Origin of the sequence: Paenirhizobium naphthalenivorans (assembly GCF_007992095.1) — a bacterium.
GTDB lineage: Bacteria > Pseudomonadota > Alphaproteobacteria > Rhizobiales > Rhizobiaceae > Allorhizobium > Allorhizobium naphthalenivorans.
The window spans coordinates 111,022-130,828 of the sequence record NZ_BJZP01000012.1; the positions used below are offsets into that span (position 1 = coordinate 111,022).

At 61.0% G+C, this 19,807-nt stretch carries 13 protein-coding genes; 6 read left to right on the plus strand and 7 right to left on the minus strand.

All coding sequences use genetic code 11. The features are described 5' to 3' along the window. Nucleotides 1-75 precede the first annotated feature (75 nt). The 3 genes from RNA01_RS13495 to rocF all read right to left on the minus strand — a co-directional run bounded on the left by RNA01_RS13495 (nt 76) and on the right by rocF (nt 3,710). Entirely contained in the window at nt 76-555 is a 480-nt protein-coding gene (locus RNA01_RS13495) for a chemotaxis protein CheW (protein ID WP_147180740.1), read from the minus strand. Continuing rightward, nucleotides 555-2,327, minus strand: coding sequence for a methyl-accepting chemotaxis protein (locus RNA01_RS13500; RefSeq protein WP_235916621.1), 1,773 nt, complete (start codon nt 2,325-2,327; stop codon nt 555-557). The genes RNA01_RS13495 and RNA01_RS13500 overlap by 1 nt, the downstream gene beginning before the upstream one ends. Before the next feature lie 447 nt (nt 2,328-2,774). Continuing rightward, complete coding sequence (gene rocF, locus RNA01_RS13505) at nt 2,775-3,710, minus strand: arginase (protein WP_147180741.1); 936 nt, start codon at nt 3,708-3,710, stop codon at nt 2,775-2,777. A gap of 120 nt (nt 3,711-3,830) precedes the next feature. On the opposite strand from rocF, the gene RNA01_RS13510 reads away from it, so the two are divergent. After that, entirely contained in the window at nt 3,831-4,256 is a 426-nt protein-coding gene (locus tag RNA01_RS13510) for an Lrp/AsnC family transcriptional regulator (RefSeq protein WP_147180742.1), read from the plus strand. An 18-nt stretch (nt 4,257-4,274) separates the two neighbouring features. On the opposite strand, the gene RNA01_RS13515 is transcribed toward RNA01_RS13510, so the two are convergent. The 3 genes from RNA01_RS13515 to RNA01_RS13525 form a co-directional block, all read right to left on the minus strand. Next, on the minus strand, nt 4,275-8,438 hold the full coding sequence (locus RNA01_RS13515) for a translocation/assembly module TamB domain-containing protein (protein WP_147180743.1): 4,164 nt from the start codon (nt 8,436-8,438) through the stop codon (nt 4,275-4,277). 29 nt (nt 8,439-8,467) lie between these two features. After that, the gene (locus RNA01_RS13520; RefSeq protein WP_147180744.1) at nt 8,468-10,393 is read right to left on the minus strand and encodes an autotransporter assembly complex protein TamA; all 1,926 of its coding nucleotides are present in this window, start codon (nt 10,391-10,393) and stop codon (nt 8,468-8,470) included. Between the two features lie 153 nt (nt 10,394-10,546). Beyond that, the gene (locus RNA01_RS13525) at nt 10,547-10,810 is read right to left on the minus strand and encodes a YMGG-like glycine zipper-containing protein (RefSeq protein WP_147180745.1); all 264 of its coding nucleotides are present in this window, start codon (nt 10,808-10,810) and stop codon (nt 10,547-10,549) included. A gap of 304 nt (nt 10,811-11,114) precedes the next feature. Here RNA01_RS13525 and RNA01_RS13530 point away from each other — a divergent pair, with 304 nt between their 5' ends. The 4 genes from RNA01_RS13530 to hemA all read left to right on the plus strand — a co-directional run bounded on the left by RNA01_RS13530 (nt 11,115) and on the right by hemA (nt 16,281). Continuing rightward, complete coding sequence (locus RNA01_RS13530; RefSeq protein WP_147180746.1) at nt 11,115-11,603, plus strand: (2Fe-2S)-binding protein; 489 nt, start codon at nt 11,115-11,117, stop codon at nt 11,601-11,603. Between the two features lie 80 nt (nt 11,604-11,683). Then, nucleotides 11,684-14,032 carry a xanthine dehydrogenase family protein molybdopterin-binding subunit gene (locus tag RNA01_RS13535; RefSeq protein WP_147180747.1) on the plus strand — a complete coding sequence of 783 codons (2,349 nt, stop codon included), beginning with the start codon at nt 11,684-11,686 and terminating at the stop codon, nt 14,030-14,032. Nucleotides 14,033-14,045: 13 nt separating this feature from the next. Further along, a complete protein-coding gene (locus RNA01_RS13540) occupies nt 14,046-14,846 on the plus strand; it encodes an FAD binding domain-containing protein (RefSeq protein ID WP_147180748.1) in 801 nt (266 codons plus the stop codon). A 220-nt stretch (nt 14,847-15,066) separates the two neighbouring features. Beyond that, nucleotides 15,067-16,281: a 5-aminolevulinate synthase gene (gene hemA, locus RNA01_RS13545; RefSeq protein WP_147180749.1), complete on the plus strand. Its 1,215-nt coding sequence runs from the start codon at nt 15,067-15,069 to the stop codon at nt 16,279-16,281. Between the two features lie 47 nt (nt 16,282-16,328). On the opposite strand, the gene dxr is transcribed toward hemA, so the two are convergent. Then, a complete protein-coding gene (gene dxr / locus RNA01_RS13550; protein ID WP_147180750.1) occupies nt 16,329-17,522 on the minus strand; it encodes a 1-deoxy-D-xylulose-5-phosphate reductoisomerase in 1,194 nt (397 codons plus the stop codon). Nucleotides 17,523-17,639: 117 nt separating this feature from the next. Here dxr and RNA01_RS13555 point away from each other — a divergent pair, with 117 nt between their 5' ends. Continuing rightward, nucleotides 17,640-19,514 (plus strand): heavy metal translocating P-type ATPase, encoded by a 1,875-nt coding sequence (locus RNA01_RS13555; protein ID WP_147180751.1) that lies wholly within the window; start codon nt 17,640-17,642, stop codon nt 19,512-19,514. The last annotated feature ends 293 nt before the right edge of the window (nt 19,515-19,807 follow it).

Sequence of the window (19,807 nt, forward strand, 5' to 3'; positions counted from 1 at the left end):
ACTGAAGCCATAAAAAAAGCCCCCGCGACGCGGAGGCTTTTATGATCGCTGGGATCTGATTCTAGTGGCCTCGCCTCAGGCGGCCATCTCTTCAAGATCGCTGCCCTTGAACATCTTGGCGAGGTTCAGGAAGCAGATCATGCCATGCTCGTTGGCGATGATGCCTTCGGAGAAGGATTTGTCGAAGGAGGCGGATATCTCCGGTACCGGCTGAACCTGGCTCGACGGGATGGTTAGAATATCCGAAACGCGGTCGACCAGCATGCCGATGACCATGTTGTGAACCTCTGCAACCACGATAGCCGAACGCTCGTTGGCAACCGTGCTCTTCATCCCGAGCTTGTAGGCAAGATCGATAATCGGGATCACCGAGCCGCGCAGGTTCATCACGCCGATAACGTCTGCGGGGGCATGCGGGATGGGAGTCGACGGTGCCCAGCCGCGGATTTCGCGGATGGTCGTGGTCTTGACGCAGAACTCCTGGTCATGCAGCCGGAAGGCGATGATTTCGAGGGTTTCGCCGTTGAAGCTTGTCGAGTTGATCGCAGTCGCCATTAGAATTCTTCCCAACTTTCCTGTGCCTGGGCGGTTGCAGCGCCGCCGGTTGCGGCGCGAGCGACCTTAGCCATGAGTTTGCGTGCCGGGGATGCGACAGGTCTGGCATCAGGACGCGCTACGGACACTGTAGTCGAAGAGTGTTGCCCAAATCTAAACTGCGACAGCAGATTGCGAAGGGTTTCGGATTCCCTGGCGAGGCTGTGGCTGGCCGCTGTCGTTTCCTCAACCATGGCCGCATTCTGCTGTGTATTCTGGTCCATGGCGTTGACCGCCTTGTTGATCTCCTGAAGTCCGGTTGCCTGTTCGCGAGAGGCTTCGACGATGGCGATGACGTTCTGGTTGATGTCTTGCACCTCGGTGACGATCTGCGTGAGCGCCTTGCCAGTTTCTCCAACGAGCGAGACACCGTTGCGCACCTGTTCGCTGGAGGTGGTGATGAGTGCCTTGATTTCCTTGGCGGCATTGGCCGAGCGCTGGGCCAGTTCGCGCACCTCCTGGGCGACGACCGCAAAACCCTTGCCGGCATCTCCGGCGCGCGCCGCTTCGACACCGGCGTTCAGCGCCAGCAGATTGGTCTGGAAGGCGATGTCATCGATTACACCGATGATGTTGGAGATTTCGCGGGACGAGGATTCGATCCGACTCATAGCGTTGATCGCGCTTTTCACCACTTCTCCGGACTTTTCGGCACCTGATTTGGTCCGGGCCACGAGCGAACCGGCTTCCTCCGCTCGCTTGGAACTGTCGCTGACCGTCTGGGTGACTTGCTCGAGTGCTGCTGCTGTTTCCTCCACGGCGGCGGCCTGCTGTTCGGTACGCTTGGCCAGATCGTCGGAGGCCGACTGGATTTCTTTGGAGCCAGCGGCAATCGCATTGGTATTCTCGCCGACCGTGCGCATGGCAGCCTGCAGCTTGTCGAGTGAGTTGTTGAAGTCCAGCCGCAGTCGGTCGAGACTTGGAATCAGTGGTTGAACGATCCGGGTGGTCAGATCGCCCTCGGCGAGGGCGGTGAGGCCTGCGGCCACATCGTCAACCGAGCGAACCCGGTCGGTGATGTCGGTGGCGAACTTGACCACCTTGAAAACCTTGCCGTTCATGTCGAAGATCGGATTGTAGGAGGCCTGGATCCAGACGACCTTGCCGCCCTTGCCTAAGCGCTTGAACTCTTCGGCGACGAATTCTCCACCGGCCAGCTTTTGCCAGAAGCGCTGGTAGTCCGGGCTCTGGGTGTAAGAAGGTTCACACAACATTGCATGATGTTTGCCCTGGATTTCTCCAAGACTGTAACCGAGCGTGTTGAGAAAGTTATCGTTGGCCGTCAGAATATCACCCGTCGGTGTGAATTCGATGAGTGCCTGCGCCCTGGATACTGCGGCGAGCTTGCCGGCGTCTTCGGCGGCCTTCATCTTGGCGGCGGTGATATCGGTTGCGAATTTCACGACCTTGTAGGGCTTGCCGCCGCTGAACACCGGATTATAGGAGGCCTGAATCCAGATGTCCTGCCCCGTTTTGGAGATCCGCTTGTATTCGCGCGCGTCGAAACGGCCGGACGAAAGTGCGGCCCAGAAATCCGTGTAGTCTTGTGTCGCGGTGTAAGCCGGGTCGCAGAACATTCGATGATGCTTGCCTTTGATCTCCGACAACTCGTAGCCGAGCGCCCGACAGAAATTCTCGTTGGCGGTGATGATATTGCCGCCGAGATCGAATTCGATGATTGCCTGGGACTTGCTCATGGCAGCCAGAATCGCTTTGGCGTCCGCTCCGAACATATTGATAGCCACTGTCTCTCCCCTCGCTATTTGACATGAGAGTGTGTGGTTGAGCCTCCACCTCATGCGTTGAATTCTGAGCCCATTCTTGAGCAATGCCGGTATGGAGCCGAGGAACATGCAAATACTGCCCCCCCTTATAAATAGGGGTCATCAGTTAACGTCTTGTAAATAAATCTTGCTTCGATACGAAATCACGTCCCCTGAGAATTGCTCAGGGGACGTGTTGATCGTCCATAATGTTCATGAAAAAGCTCTCGTCACAGGACGAGAACCGCACCGAATCATGCTTCACTCATGATTCGTGCGCCAGACCCTGCTGATTGTCTCCTGCGCCAGACGGATGGTGTCGACAAGGACATCCTTGGCCGATGGATTTCCATCCTCCAACGCAATAGCAATACTGACGCGGGCCACCGCATTCCGGATCAAGTTCGACCGCCGGCTTTAGGCGGCGCGGGTGGGGCGGTCGAGAATGCGGCGACCGAACAGGCTTGCGGCGAGTTCGACGATGACGCGGGCGCTTTTGCCACGATCATCGAGGAAGGGGTTGAGCTCGACCAGATCGAGCGATGAGACAAGGCCGCTGTCGTGCAGCATTTCCATGATCAGATGGGCCTCGCGGAAAGTTGCGCCGCCGGGTACGGTTGTGCCGACGCCAGGTGCGACATCCGGATCGAGGAAATCAACGTCGAGGCTGACATGCAGCAGGCCGTTGGCGCTTGAGACGTCGGCGATGATACGACGCATGATCGCGCCCATGCCCTCTTCATCGATGGCACGCATGTCGAAGACGTTGACGCCGCTTTCGGCGATGGCCAGGCGCTCCTGTTCATCCACCGACCGGATGCCGACCTGATAGACATGTCGCGGATCGACGAACGGCCGGTTGGCTGGGAGAATCGGGGCGAATTCGGCCTTGCCGCAATAATAAGCAACCGGCATGCCGTGGATATTGCCAGACGGCGAACTTGCCGGGGTATTGAAATCCGCATGGGCATCGAGCCACAGCACGAAGAGAGGGCGATCAAGATCCTTGGCGTGGCGTGCCATGCCCGACACGCTGCCCATGGACAGGCTGTGGTCGCCGCCAAGCAGGACGGGTATCGTCCCTTCGTTGGCAGCGCGATAGGTCGCCTGTTCGATCGCCCGAGCGAAGGCGCCGACGACGGGCAGGTGATGAGCTTTCGGATTTTCGCCAAGGTCACTGGCTGATGCCGGACGCAGGTCGCCGACGTCTGCGACGCGGTAGCCGAGTTCGCCGAGCGCCTGGCCAATGCCGGCTATGCGTAGTGCGGCCGGACCCATGGCGCAACCTCCACGGCCGGAACCCTCTTCCAGCGGAACACCAATCAGCGTGGCGGCCTTCGTCTTGTCGCTCATAAAAATCTCCTTGCTATGGGTGGTGATTTTCTCCGATGCGCATGTCTGCAAAAAGATGGAAAATGATCAGGAAGATAGGTAGTCTGCGCAGATCGACAGCTAATTGTGGTGAATTGTAAGATGGACGATCTCGACCGCGACATTCTGAGCGCCCTGCGCCATAATGCCCGCATCCCGGCCTCGTCGCTCGCAGCGATGACCGGCGCTTCTCGCGCCACGATTGCCGCCCGGATCGAGCGCATGGTGGCCGATGGTACGATCGCAACCTTTACCATCCGCACCGGTAGCGAAATCCGCCCGGCGGGAGTTCGATCCATCGTCATGATCGAGGTGGTGGGAAAGTTCGCCGACCGTGTGGCGCACCAGCTGCGAGGGCTTCCTGAGGTCCGCGCGCTGCACAGCACCAACGGGCGGTGGGATTTCATTGCAGAGTTGGAGGACCGTGATCTCGCTTCGTTTGACGAGACCTTGCGGCGTATCCGGCTGATCGAAGGGATCAACACAACGGAGTCTAGTATCCTATTGAAGACCAGTAAGGTTGGCTGAGCAACGAAGTTCGCCGGCTTAGTATTCCTTTTCGTAGAAAATACCGCCGCCTGCGCCCTCTGCGCCCGCCTCGCCCTTGAGCTTCACGCCGCGGCCGATGTCAAGGTTGATCACCGCCTTGGTTTCGCCGGTGCCACCCTGCTGAAGCTCGATATAGGTCTTATCGTTCAGATATTTGCCGGCACTGACCTTTGCTTGGCCGGTTTCATCGGTCGAGATGTCGAGATCGTCGACGCCAAGCGTGGAGCGCAATGCTTCGAACAACGAGGTTGAGCGACCGCCGGCGAGCTGGGCTGCGGCATCGGCCAACTGGGCGATCTGCAGGGCCGACAGTCGTGACATCGACTGGCCGAAGATCAGTTGTGCCAGGATCTCGTCCTGCGGCAGTGCTGGCGACGACGAGAAGGTGACTACCGGGTCGTTGGCAAAGCCTGAGATCTTGATGGTGATCGTCGTTGTGCCCGATGTGGTCGTGGCCTCCATGTCGAGGATCGGGATGAGTCCGCCGCCGAAGGTGATCGTGCCGCTGGTGAATTCCATGCGCTTGGTCATGATCGACAGCCGGCCGCGGCGCAGATCGAAAGCGCCGGAGACGTTCGGTGCCTGGGCCGTCCCGGTCACCCCGATCTTGCCGCCGAGCTCGGCGTCGATGCCTCGACCGCGTACGAAGATCTGGGTCGGCGAAGAGACGGCCAGATCGAGGCCTATCGACGATTGGCTGCCGTTACGGTCAGTCTTGGTGATTGTCGCCATCTGCTGGCGCACGTCTGGAGGCGCGTTTTTGTGCTGGATGTCGAGTTCCGCCAGGCTGGTCGGCAACTTCTCCGGAATGGTGATGGCGGTCTTGCTGAGGTTGATCCTGCCGGCCAGGACAGGGGCGGAGAGGAGTGGGCCTTGCAGCGTTAGCTGACCATCGGCTGTGCTTGCGACCATGCTGCCATCGACATAGACGGCCTTGTCGAGCGTGATGGCGATATCAGCCGGCATGCCGGGCGAGAGAATGTCGATCGTTCCTCCGCCTGAGATTCGTCCGCCGCTCGCGAGCTTGCCGGTCAAGCCGGAGACGTCGGCGCGGTTGCCTTTGAGGGTCACGGTCGCAGTCAGTTGCTCGATCGCCAGGTTGCGCCTGACGTCGATCAGGCGTGCGCCGGCGGTCCGCACCGAGCCAGTAATCTGCGGGCTACCGATCCCACCGGAAATCGAAATGTTGGCATCGGCCGCCCCCTCCAGCACGAAGCCTTGGGGAGCGAGAAGACCGGTCAACGCCGCGAAGGGCAGCTTGCCGTTGAACGTCATGGCGATTGGCCGCTGACCGGACAAACTGACGGTGCCGCCACCGGAAAGGGCGAGCCCGTCCTGGCCGGTAACGCGTGTGTCGAGCAACAAACGGCCATCGCGGAAGTCGCCCTTGGCGGTCACACCGAAAGCGGCTATGCCGGCCGAGCGTGTCTGGGCCAGAGCGGCGTCCGTCCAGTTCAGATCATAGCTGACGACCGGCGCGGCCGGGGTGCCCTTGACGGTCACCGTGCCGGTGACCGTGCCAGCAGGTGAGAGAGCCGGCGCCATCGTAGCGGCAAGCGAGGCGGGAACATTGCGGAGGGCGACATTCAGATCAAGCGTGTCGCCGGCGCTGCCCTTGATCTCCACGGCGCCAGAGCCCGCCGAAATCGTCGCCGCATTAATGGTCATCTTGCTATCCACAATCGACAATGTCGCCGGTTTGGCAAGTTTGAGCGGGATGCCGCGCGGTATGGCCGCAAGCGTGTCGAGCGTGACGGTAAGGCCGCTTGCTTGCTGCTCCAGCCGCCCCTTGGCGACGAGCGGGGCGCCGTCGTAGCGCCCGCCAAGGTCGAATGCGGTACTGCCTGCCTGCCGCGAGAAGGCAAGCTTGGGTGTTTCCATGCGGTTGGTGCCGATCGAGATGGCCTTTGCGGCGATCGCGCCCTCCGCCGCAAAGGCCGCGAGATCGGAAATCGCCAGTCGTATGTCCGGCGCGGCGACAGACAGCGTATCGCGCGTCAGCGTCGAACCGGTCGCTGTGATATTGGCCGAAAGCCTGCCGTCGGCCTGCGCAATTTCGACCAACCCCTTCAGGTCGCCACTTGCCTTCTGGCCTGCAAGCGCGGCGATCAGGCCAGCTTCCGGCAGGTCGAAGCGTAACTGCCCGGACGGCAGGAATGTGGGCGAAAAGGCGAGCGCCCCTTCGATACGGTTGGGTCCGACCGTCACGGAAAGCGCCGGGATCGATGATCGGCCGTTTTCGGTGACGAGGTCCGCTGTCCCTTCGATTTTCTGCCCGTCGAGAGTGCCGGATATGTTCAAGGTGCCCTTCGGTGCTGTCTGATCGGAGGTGCCTTCAACCTCGACTGAGAGGTTCTCCAGGCTTCGCCCGGCCGCGACCGCCGCCTCGCTTTTCAGCGACAGCCTGCCGGTCAAGGCCTCGAGCGGTCCCTCTGCTGATAGGGCAAAATCGGCGCTGCCACTGACGTTATCGACAAGGGCTGCGATCTCTTTGATCCGGCCGGTGAGTTCGGCGGTCAACTTGTTCTCGACGTCGAGGCTTGCCGAACCTGTTGCATCACCAAGACTGGTGGCCAGCTTCAGATCGGAAAGTGTCACGACACGCGGCGTCGCATAATCGAGCGTGCCGGCCAAGCCGATGGTTCCCTCGAACTTGCCTGCCAGATTGTTCGGCAGGATGTCGGGGAGGGCGAACAATTCGAAACGGCTGGTCAGTTTCTGTTCGTCAAGCGCATATTCGCCGCTGAGCCTACCGCCGACCGTCGTGCTCTCGATGGTCGCATTGTCGAAGGTGAGCCGTGTCGCGTTGATCGCCAGCGGTGACTGGATCGTCAGCGGTGCTTTGACAATCCGGTTGAGTTCGGCGTCGGCAAACTTGCTTCCCGAGACGGACAGGCGCGCCGCAATTGACCCGGATCGGGTGCCCAGATCGAAGGCGTCGCTTGTGGCGGAGAGATCCACGCCGGAGAAAGACGCCTGCGGGGTCTCCAAAGAGCTGAAGCGGCTCTTGAGGTCGACCGTCGCTGCATTAGCAGGCCCGCTGATGGAAAGGGCGAGTTCATCGATCGCCGCTGTTATGGTCTGTTTGCCTGACGTCCAGCGGAAGGGCACGGCGCCGGCCGTACCGACGAGCTTCGCCTTCAGGTCGTTCGTGCCGTTTGCCGCATAACGGCCGGAGGCGGTCAGGTCGAGTGCTGCGGTCGAGAGCTTTCCAGCCTTGATCGTCACGGCGCCGTTGCGGTCCAGATTGGCGGCGAGGTCTATCACCGTCTCTCCTTCGAACAGCGGGCGCAGGCTTGGCGGCATCAGCGCGTCAAACCGGCCACCACCCTTGGCGATGATCGTGCGCAGGCCGGAGTCGACCCGATGAGCGGCATCGATGGCAAGCGTCGGACGGCCATCGACATCGGCCGTGACCTTGCCCTTCCAGTCGGTCAGTGGCCCGTCCCCGTCGACGTCGATGCGCACAGCGGGGCTGCCCGGCAACCGAAGCAGTTCGGCGAGAAGACCGCCTGCCGGCTCGCTCAGTTCGCCGGTCAGCCTGAGGCGGTTTGCCCCAGGGGCATAGATGATGTCAGCGGACACTTGTCCATCAGGCGTATCGGCGCGCGTGGCTTGCAGCTTTACTGCAATGTGGTCGCTGATCGCCTGACCCGAACCGGACAGGGAAAGACGAAAGTCCCGTCCGACAAGCGCCATGCCAAGGTCGAGGACGGGCAGGTCGAGCTTCTTGATGTCGATCTCGACCGGAAGCGAGAAACTCGAGCTCGCGTCAGCACTTTTCTCGACTGTCACGACCGGCGCCCGATCGATGCGCACAGATCCCGCCGCGATTCGTTCTGCGGTCACGCGACCCTTGAACAGGTCCACCGGCGTCCAGTCGACGGCCAGTTCACGGATTTCAGCATAGACGCCGCGGCTGTCGGCCAACGTGATGCTGCCTACGCGGAGCTTTCCACCAAGCAGTGGGCCTGCGTTGGAAATCGTGATGCGCCGGTCCGGGGTTGAGAGGAGGGACGCAATCGGACCGGCGACAAAGCTGCTGCCCGCGCCGGTGAACCCGGTGATGAGGATCGCCACAACCGATAGAACCAGTGTCGCGCCTGCGACATAGGCGACCAGGCGAAGGGCAAGACTCGTGAGGCGTTTCAGCAGGCGCATTCGGCTTTCATCGTCCTTTCGGGCACGGCTCAGAAGCTCTGTCCAATGCCGGCATAGATGCCGTATTTGCTTCCGCCGTCATAGCGATCGAGCGGCATGGCGACGTCGAGGCGCAATGGCCCGAACGGTGTCTGGTAACGCAGGCCGATGCCGGCGCCCATGCGTATATCGGAGAAATCCGGATAAAGTGCGGTGGTGACGGAGCCTATGTCGAGGAACGGCACGATGCCGATGGTCTTGGTGACGTTGATCCGTGCCTCGAACGAGCCGAGCGCATAGGCGCGTCCGCCAGTGGGATCGCCTGCGGCGTTGAGCGGCGAGATTTCCTGATAGGCATAACCGCGGACCGAGCCGCCGCCGCCGGCGAAAAAGCGCCGGGTCGCTGGAACGGATTCCAGATCGCCGGCACCGATCAGCACGCCGGCGGAAACCTTGGCGGCCAGCACCACACGGTCGTCAGCGCCGAGGCTGTAATAGCCGGAGACGGAACCCTCGAAGGTGGAGAAGAAGGTTTTCCCGAGGACTTCGTAACTCGGAATTGCGCTCAGTGCCGCGTTGATGCCTTCGGTCGGGTTGAGTTTGTTGTCGCGTGTGTCCCGCACGTAGCTGATCGGTATGCCGGAAGTCAGATAGGTATTGTTGCCGAAGGCGTCGTCGATGTTGTCATAGGTCAGCGAGGCCCCGGCTGTCACCTTGTCATAGTCGGTGAGGTCGTAACTGAAGGCGATCTTGCCGATCACGGAGGCGGCGTCATAGGAGTCGGTCGTCAGCGTTGCACCCTTGACGCTTGCTTCAAGTGTTCCTGACGGAACGAAGGCGCCTGGCTTGATGAAGGTGACGCCTGCGGAATAATCGAGGTTTCCGACGTTGCTGAGTTCGCTCAGGCCGGAAACCTTGCCCTCCAACCTCAGCGATTCCGCTTGGCCGAAGAGGTTGCGGTGGCCCCAATAACCTTCGAGGCCAAGTCCATCGATGGATGAGAAGCTTGCGCCGACGCCGAAATAGCGGTGCTTGCCTTCGGCCACGACAATGCCGAGCGGCATGGAGCCGTCAGCAGCGAGATCTTTGGATTCGTCAATCGTGACACTGGAGAAGACGCCGAGCGCGCGAAGCCGCTCCGCCGCTTTCCTCAATTGTTCCGGCGAATAGGGCTGCCCCTGCCGCAGCCGTGAATAGCGGGCGATGAATTCGGGGTCGACCTTGCGGGCCCCCTTCACAGTTACCTCGCCGAGTGGCGCCATGGGGCCAGCCTTGACCGCCAGCGCCACATCGACAGTTTGCGTTTCATGATCGGCAATGACGTCGCGACGTGCCAGAACCGCAAGGGGCCGGCCTTCGGCTTTCAGGTCGTCGACAATCTTCTCGCTGGCCTTCAGGATGAGCAATGAGCCTGCGGGGCCGCCGGCTACCAGGTTGTAGGTGGCAGGATCGAGGCCTACCGCATCGCCCTCGAGCGAAACCTTGCCAAGCGTGAAGGCGGGGCCGGGGTCGACTCGGATGGTGACGGCGATCGGCTGGCTGCGATCAAAGGCCGGAATGGGAGGAAGATCGTCGATGTCGCGGCCGTCCACGGTTATCCGGACGATGCCGCCATAACGGGAGTTTTCGTAAAGGGTGGCGATGAGCCTGTCTCGATCGTCACGCGCCTTTATGACCAGGCCGAGATCGCCCGAAACGGGGGCGTCCTCACCTTGCAACAGAAGCGAGGTACGCTCCAAGGCTTTGGCCAGATCGGCGTCGGCGCCGTCGGTGTCGAGACTGATTTGATAGCGAACAGGGTCGATAACGTCGTTGACCGCCTCGTCCTTGCCGAAAAGGGTGATACCGAAAATCTTGAAGGCAAATGCCTGCTCGGCCAGCAGCGGCGAAATCGACAAGGCGAGCGCAAGAGCGAATGCGGTGCCGGATTGCCGAAACGCAGGACTTTTCTTCGGTGTTATCGGGTTACTCGGCATGCGTAGCTTAGCTCGTCGCGTTTGGCAGCGTGACGGCAGGCCCCGCCAACTTTCTCAAGTCTAAACGCAAATGCGCTAAAAAAGGATATATTTTTGGAAAATGCCCGCAATGGGAGTCCCGGCGCGAGCGCCGGGACCTTGTCTTGAGCGGAATCAGTAGCCGCGCGGGCAGTTGTCGATATAGCGGCGGCCATAACGGTCGCGATAGTAGCACTGACCGGGCTGGTCAGCGACGCTGCCGAGCACCGCGCCGGATACACCGCCGATGGCCGCGCCCACAGCCGCGCCACGCACATTACCCGTGACTGCCCCGCCGATGATGGCGCCCGATACGGCGCCAATGGAGGCGCCTTTTTCGGTCTGGGTGCAGCCTGCGACCGACAAGCCGATCAGAGCGAGCACAAGAGCTTTCTTCATGATTTTCTCTCCACTGTTTACGCAGCCGGCTTCGCCGGTCCATGTTTCTCCACCCTGACGCTGGGTGCGTCACCTACTTGGCGGTTGCTTTCTTAGAATAGCCGGCAATTCCGGAAAGTCCATGGAATAGAAAGTCGAATGCGCGGCTCCAGTAATGACCGCGCGTCGCATCATAGTAGAGGCGAATCTTGTGCTGCGGCGCGAAAGATAAAAAATCCTCCGTACCCCAAAGTACCGGTTGATCGGACAGTGAAAAAGTCAAATGATAGCTGATGTGTCTGGGAGAGGCACGAGGAGGAGCAATATGGCTAAAGTAACGCTGACGGTGAACGGCAGATCGATGAGCGGTGAGTGTGAGGATCGCACGCTGCTCGTTCATTTCATTCGTGAAAAACTCGGGCTGACCGGCACTCATGTCGGCTGTGACACCACACAGTGCGGTTCCTGCGTCATTCACATGGACGGAAAATCGGTCAAGAGCTGTTCGATCCTTGCCGTGCAGGCTTCGGGCTCGACGATCACGACGATCGAGGGACTGGCCGGCAACGGCGAGCTTCATCCCGTTCAGGCCGCCTTCAAGGAACATCACGGTTTGCAGTGCGGCTTCTGCACGCCGGGCATGGTTATGACCGCGGTCGATATGATCAACCGTCACGGCGGGAGCCTCGATGAGCCTACGGTTCGCCACGAACTCGAAGGCAATATCTGTCGGTGCACCGGTTACCACAACATCGTCAAAGCCATTCTGTCCGCCAATGCCGAAATGCATAGCGGGCGCCAGGCTGCCGAATAAACAATTGTTCGCCGGTCGGACGTCGCGTTTGAGGAGACGTGGCGACCAAATGCGAGCCGGTATCCCATCGGGAGGAAATCATGGGTGTTGAAGGAATCGGGGCGCGCGTGACGCGCAAGGAAGACAAGCGCTTCCTGACTGGCAAGGGCCGGTATACGGACGATATGGTCGTTCCCGGCATGAAGTACGCCTGTTTTGTGCGCTCACCGTATGCGCACGCGAGGATCACCAATTTCGATGCGTCCGCGGCCAAGGCCATGCCGGGCGTTATCGACGTGCTGGATGGCAAGCAGTTGCTGGCCGATGGCATCGGCAACATCATCTGCGGCTGGATGATCCATTCCAAAGACGGCACGCCGATGAAAATGGGTGCCTGGCGCCCGCTCGCGGTCGATATTGTGCGCTATGTGGGCGATGCTGTGGCCATCGTCGTCGCCGATACCTACGGCGAGGCCTGCGACGCTGCCGAAGCGGTGGTAGTGGACTATGACGAGCTGCCGGTGGTGACCGAGGCCGTTATTGCGCTCGAAGCGGGCGCTCCGCAGCTTCATCCCGAAGCGCCGGGCAATCTGATCTTCGACTGGGAGATCGGCGATGCCAGTGCCGCCGACAAGGCGATCGCTGCGGCTGCCCATGTCACCGAGATCGAGATCCACAACAACCGGCTCTCGCCCAATCCGATGGAGCCACGCGCCACGCTTGGCATTTACGATACGGCCGAGGATCACTATACCTGCTACACCACTTCGCAGAACCCGCATGTCGCGCGTCTTGTCATGAGCGCGTTCTATAACGTCGCGCCAGAAAATAAGCTGCGCGTCATCGCCCCCGATGTCGGTGGGGGCTTTGGTTCGAAGATCTACATTTATCCGGAAGAGATTGTCTGTCTTTGGGCCTCAAAGAAAACCGGTGTGCCGGTCAAGTGGACGTCCGACCGGACCGAGGCTTTTCTGACTGACGCGCATGGTCGCGACCATGTGTCTAAGGTGAAGATGGCTTTCGACAAGGACAATAACGTCATCGGTCTCAAGGTCGACACGATCGCCAATCTCGGCGCCTACATGTCGTTGTTCTCCTCGTCGGTCCCTACCTATCTCTATGCCACCCTGCTGTCCGGGCAATATGCGATCCCGGCGATCCACTGCAACGTTCGCACCGTCTATACCAACACTGTGCCTGTGGATGCTTATCGCGGGGCAGGGCGTCCGGAGGCGACCTACCTCCTTGAGCGCACCATGGAAACGGCGGCCCGCGAACTCGGCGTCTCTCCGGCGGAACTGCGCCGGCAGAACTTCATCCGCACCTTCCCCCATCAGACCCCGGTGATCATGAACTATGACGCGGGCGATTACGAAGCGTCGCTTGAGGCGGCCATGGCTGCGGCCGACTGGAACGGCTTTGCGGCGCGCAAGGCGGAGGCGGCAAGCCGTGGCATGAAGCGTGGTATCGGGATGAGCTGCTATATCGAGGCCTGCGGCATCGCGCCGTCGGCCGCGGTCGGCTCGCTCGGAGCTGGCGTCGGCTTGTGGGAATCGGCAGAGGTACGGGTCAACGCTGTCGGCACGGTTGAGGTCCTGACCGGCTCGCACAGCCATGGCCAGGGGCATGAAACGACCTTTGCCCAGTTGGTCTGCGAGCGGCTTGGCGTGCCGATTGACAATGTCTCGATCGTTCATGGCGACACCGACAAGGTGCAGATGGGCATGGGGACCTATGGGTCGCGCTCGGGTGCCGTCGGCATGTCGGCGATCGTCAAGGCGCTCGACAAGGTTGAGGCCAAGGCAAAGAAGATCGCAGCCCATCTGATGGAGGCGGACGAGAGCGATATCGTCATCGAGAATGGCGAACTGAAGGTTGCCGGTACCGACAAGTCGTTGCCCTGGTTTCAGGTGGCGCTTGCAGCTTATACCGCCCATAACCTGCCGGGTGGCATGGAGCCGGGCCTGAAAGAGGGTGCGTTCTACGACCCGTCCAATTTCACCTTCCCAGCCGGCTGCTATATCGCCGAGGTCGAGGTCGATCCGGAAACCGGCAAGACGACGATCATCCAGTTTGTTGCCGCCGACGATTTCGGCAACATCATCAACCCGATGATCGTCGAGGGACAGGTGCATGGCGGAATCGCGCAAGGTGTTGGCCAAGCGATGCTGGAAGGGGTGCGCTACGACGCGACGACCGGCCAGCTTCTGACGGCAAGCTACATGGATTATGCCATGCCGCGCGCTGATGATCTGCCATCGTTCTCGCTATCGCATCAGAACACCCCTTGTCCGGGCAATCCGCTCGGCATCAAGGGCTGCGGTGAGGCCGGCGCCATCGGCTCTCCGCCCGCGCTGATGAATGCCATCACGGATGCGATTGGTACCAACAACCTCAACATGCCTGCAACGCCGCTTGCCGTCTGGTCGGCATTGCAGGCCGCCGAGTAAGGGAGGACGAAGCATGTTTCTCTATTCGACCAGCTATCATCGTGCCTCCAGCGTGGAGGAAGCCGGTGCAATGCTCTCGGACGCGCCCGATGGCAAGTTCGTGGCGGGAGGGCAGACCTTGATCGCGACCCTCAAGCAACGCCTTGCCCAGCCTTCCGATCTCATCGATCTCAGGCACATCCCCGCACTCAAGGGCATTGCAGTCGATGGCCGTACCGTGACGATCGGTGCGGGTGTGACCCATGCGGAAGTGGCCGGATCGGGCCTCATCCGTTCGGTCTGTCCGGCGATTTGCCATCTCGCCTCGCTGATCGGCGATCCGCATGTTCGTCATCTCGGCACCATCGGCGGATCGATCGCCAACAATGATCCGGCCGCCGACTATCCGGCTGCCGTGCTTGGGCTAGGCGCGACGATCATTACCGATCGCCGGCAGATCGCGGCGGACGACTTCTTCGTTGGCCTGTTCGAGACGGCGCTGGAGGAGAACGAAATGGTGACTGCAGTACGCTTCACCGCACCGGACAAGGCGGGGTACGCGAAGTTTGCCAATCCCGCGTCACGTTTCGCTATGGCTGGCGTGTTCGTTTCCAAGGGTGCGGGGGGCGTTCGCGTCGCCGTCACCGGGGCGGGCTCGAGCGGTGTGTTTCGTCACGGAGACCTTGAAGCGGCGCTCGCCAGCGATTGGTCGGCGGATGCGTTGGCGGGAGCTGTCGTCGATTCGGGCGAACTGATGGCCGATATGCATGCGACGGCGGAATACCGCGCAAATCTTGTGAAAGTAATGGCGAAGCGGGCCGTCTCCGCCTGTTGAGGGTACGGAGAATCGCCATTCGGAAAAAGGACGGCTGCGGTCGTCCTTTTTTCTGTGGCTTGACGCAGATCAAATTTGCCGAGGGTTTAATCGGCTAGCAAATGGCCAGAATAATTCCATGATTGCGCCATTTGTCGCAGTTTAGAATGAATTTACAGTGCTGGGGTTGACCGAACGCGCGTTGGATCTCAAAAAGGGCTGAACAGACTGGAGTTGGGAAATGGATTTCGAGGCGTTTTTCAAGGGCGAATTGGAAGGTCTTCACGAAGAAGGTCGCTACCGGGTTTTCGCCGATCTTGAACGTCAGAGGGGCAATTTCCCCCGCGCCACGCGCTATACCGAGAACGGCCAGCAGGACGTCACCGTCTGGTGTTCCAATGACTATCTCGGCATGGGACAGAACGCTCAGGTGATCGAGGCGATGAAAGATGCCATCGACCACTGTGGAGCGGGTGCCGGCGGCACCCGGAACATCTCTGGCACCAATCACTATCACGTTCTTCTCGAGCGCGAACTTGCTGATTTGCATGGCAAGGAATCGGCGCTGATCTTCACCTCTGGTTATATTTCCAACTGGGCGGCGCTTGGCACGCTTGGTCAGAAGATCCCCGGCCTCATCATCTTTTCCGATGCACTGAACCACGCGTCGATGATCGAGGGCATTCGCTACGCGAAGTGCGAGCGGGTGATCTGGAAGCACAATGACATCAAGGACCTCGAAGCCAAGCTGGCGGCTGCTGATCCCAAGGCGCCGAAGCTTATCGCTTTCGAATCAGTCTACTCGATGGATGGCGACATCGCCCCGATCAAGGAGATCTGTGATCTCGCTGACAAGTACGGCGCGATGACCTATCTCGACGAAGTGCACGCGGTCGGCATGTATGGTGCCCATGGCGGTGGCATTGCCGAACGTGAAGGCCTGATGGATCGCTTGACAATCATCGAAGGCACGCTCGGCAAGGCTTTCGGGGTCATGGGCGGTTATATCACCGGTTCGACCGCACTGTGCGATTTCATCCGCTCGTTCGCTTCGGGATTCATCTTCACCACAGCTCTGCCGCCGTCGCTGGCTGCTGGCGCGGTCGCTTCGATCCGCCATCTGAAGACCAGCCAGCTGGAGCGGTTTGCCCATCAGGAGCGCGTGCGTCGTTTGCGCTCTATGCTGGATGCCCGTGGCATTCCGCATATGCCGAACCCGAGCCACATTGTGCCGGTCATGGTTGGGGATGCTGCCAAGTGCAAGTGGATTTCCGATCTGCTGCTCGACAATTTCGGTATCTACGTCCAGCCGATCAACTACCCGACGGTTCCGAAGAAGACCGAGCGCCTGCGCATCACGCCGACGCCGTTGCATTCGGATGGTGATATGGAACATCTGGTCGGCGCTTTGCACCAGCTTTGGTCGCGTTGCGCGTTGGCTCGCGCCGTCGCCTGAGGCGACGGCCGCCATCAAATATTGATTTGAGAGAAGCCGCCTGCTTGTCAGGCGGTTTTTTCGTAGGATGCGATTATCGTTGCCGCGACCCGGCGTGCCTCTATGTCGGTGGCGAAGACCGCGTCCATCGCCGAAGCGCTGCCGCAATCGCTCATCCGCTCCATGGTCTCCTCCACCACGTCGGCCATTGTGAGAAAACCGATCTTCTCTTCGACGAAGGCGTTGAATGCCGTCTCTTCCGCGGCATTCATGATGGCTGGCTGGAGACCACCGCGGGTCAGCGCTATGCGGGCAAGACGCAGGGCCGGAAAACGGGTCTCATCCGGGGCTTCGAAGTCGAGGCGGGCGAGCCGCGTGAAGTCGAGCCGGTCGACATCGAGTTTCGGACGCTTGGGATAGGTCAGCGCATAGCCGATCGCCGTGCGCATGTCAGGAGCGCCGAGCTGGGCGATTACCGAACCATCGCTATAGCCGACCATGGAATGGACGATTGACTGTGGGTGAACCACGACCTCGATCTGCTCGGGCGTCAGGTCAAAAAGATGCTTGGCCTCGATCATTTCGAGCGCTTTGTTGAACATCGAAGCGCTTCCGACCGAGATTTTCAGGCCCATCGACCAGTTGGGGTGGGTACGGGCTGTTGCCACGGTTACGCTGGCCATCTGCTCACGCGTATAGGTGCGGAACGGTCCGCCGGATGCAGTCAGGATAATACGCTCCAGTGCGTGACGCTGGCCGTTGTCGAGGCACTGGAAGATCGCGCTGTGCTCGCTATCGACCGGGATCAATCGGCCGCCGCCCGCCCTCACCGCTCCGACAAACAGTTCTCCGGCTGAGACCAGGCATTCTTTATTGGCAAGCGCTATGTCGGCGCCGCGGGCGGCAGCCGTCAGTGTGGGCCCCAGGCCCGCCGTACCGACGATCGCCGCCATCACCCAGTCGGCATCCAGGCTTGCCGCCTCGTCGAGGCCGGAGCGGCCTGCGGCAACGTCGACACCGGTGCCGGAAAGCGCGTCTTTCAATACCATATACTGGCTTTCATCGGCGGTGACGGCCAGTTTCGCACCCACTGCGCGCGCCTGCTCAGCCAGAAGCTCGATATTGCCATTGCCGGTCAGCGCGCCGATCTCGAAGGCTTCGCGGCCGCCAAGTTGGTTGACCACGTCGAGCGTGTTGACGCCGATCGAGCCGGTCGAGCCGAGGATGGTCAGACGGCGCGGCGGTTTTTTTTCGAGGGTCATACGGACTGTCCGGAAGATTGCTTCATTCGCAGATGCGTCTACAAGGGATTGCTGAATGCGGCAAGCTTCGTATCCTGCGGCTTGTCGTCCGTAGTCGCGCATATCCCGGAGGTTTTTATGCAGGGTGTCGTTGGGAGTCTGCGACGCTATGGCCAGCCCTTGCTCGCCGTTGTTGCACTGATCACACTGGTTGGGGGCGGCATTGGCCATTTCACCCCGCATCAGGATTGGGCTTCCGGGCTATGGTCTCTCGGCACGGGACTTGTGCTTTCGGCCCTGGTCGTCGAGATCGTCTTGTCGCTCATGCAAGGTCGCTTCGGTCTCGATGTCATCGCCGGGCTCTCCATGGGGGCGGCACTTGTCTTCGGTGAGCCGCTCGCGGGCAATATTGTCGCGCTGATGTATGCGGGAGGCCAGCAGCTCGAAAACTTCGCCGAGGGACGTGCGAGGCGCGAAATGACGGCGCTGCTTGGCCGCACCGCGCGTACGGCCATGCGCTATGCCCGTGAAGGGCTGGAGGAAGTTCCGATCGAGACGCTGATGCCGGGCGAGCGCATCCTCATACGGCATGGCGAGGTCGTGCCGGTTGATGGTCGACTGTCCGGCGACCGAGCAGATATCGACATGTCCGCCTTGACCGGAGAGGCCATGCCGGCGCGCTTCTATACAGGCGATGACATACCCAGCGGTGGGACCTCGATCGGCGCCGCCTTCGATCTCGACGTGGTGCGCGCCGCCGCCGACAGCACCTATGCTGGGATCGTGCGGCTTGTCGAGCAGGCGCAGCAGAGCAAGGCGCCAATGGTGCGGCTGGCAGATCGCTATGCCCTGTGGTTCCTGGCTCTGACGGTGGTGATTGCGGGCGGCGCGTGGTGGGGCAGCGGTGATCCCCTGCGGGCGCTTGCCGTTCTCGTCGTGGCGACACCCTGTCCCCTCATTCTCGCGGTGCCCGTGGCGATCATTTCCGGTATGTCACGGGCCGCCTCGCTTGGCGTTCTGATAAAGAGTGGTGGGGCCCTCGAGGCGCTCGCCAGGGTGCGCACAGCCGTGCTCGACAAGACCGGCACCATGACCAGCGGTAAGGCGGGCGTCGTCGAGATCCGTACGGTTGACGGGATCGAGCCGGAAGAAATGCTCCGGCTTGCGGCCTCGCTCGACCAGGCCTCGAACCATGTCAGCGCCGAGGCTCTGGTGCAGTCGGCGCGCGAGCGTGGCATGGCGCTGCTGTCTCCGACGAATATCGTGGAAACGCCGGGCTCTGGTGTCGAGGGCAAGATCGACGGACGATCGCTGGTGGTCGGCGGCAGCGACTTCGTGCGCGGCAAGTGTTCCTCCGGAAACCCTTACGACCTTGGCCACGATCTACCGCCGGGAACGGCAGTCGTCGCCGTCGGTATCGACGGCGTGGTCGCAGGAATCATCCTGTTGTCGGACCGGATCCGCGAGGATGCACATTCCACGGTTGCCGCCTTCCGTGCCGCGGGCGTCACCCGCTTCGTGATGGCCTCGGGGGATCACGTCGATGCAGTGCGCGCGGCAGGCAATCTTCTCGGCGTCGAAGAGGCGCTCGGAAATCTTCTGCCGGCGCAGAAGGTTGAGCTGGTCATCGCCGAGCGACTTAAGGCGCCGGTGATGATGATCGGCGATGGCGTCAATGATGCGCCGGCGCTGGCAGCCGCCGATGTCGGCGTGGCCATGGGCGCGCGTGGCGCCGCCGCATCATCCGAATCGGCGGACGTGGTGCTGCTGGTCGATCATCTGGCGCGGCTGCCTGCCGCCCTCATGGTCGCGCAACGGACGCGGCGCATCGCCATGCAAAGCGTGGCTGTCGGACTGTCTCTCTCGTTGTTGGCGATGGTTGCCGCGGCGTTCGGCTATCTTCCGCCGGTCGAGGGTGCGTTGCTGCAGGAATTGATTGACGTCGCCGTGATCCTCAATGCGCTGCGTGCGCTCCGCGTTCCAGTGGCGGTCCGGTCGCCTCGCCAGGACTGACGGCCAGCGCCGCGGCTTGTCCGCGCTTCTGGCGGACAAGCGGAACAGATCGACCGGGGAGAGGAGGTTGATTGGGGCTTCTCTTGCGGCGACCAAGGCTTGCGGAGCAGTTCCACTTTCAAGCCATCCTGGAAGGGGCCACCTTCTGGAGCGGTTCGGTAGGTTTGTCCCAGAAAGACTAGACGGCCATTGATTCCATTGCGTTATTTCCCTTGGTTCAATTTGCCATGTCCCTGATGCTTTAATAGCTCTGTCCCAGAGTGCTGCCCTTGAAATCCGGACAACAAAAAAGC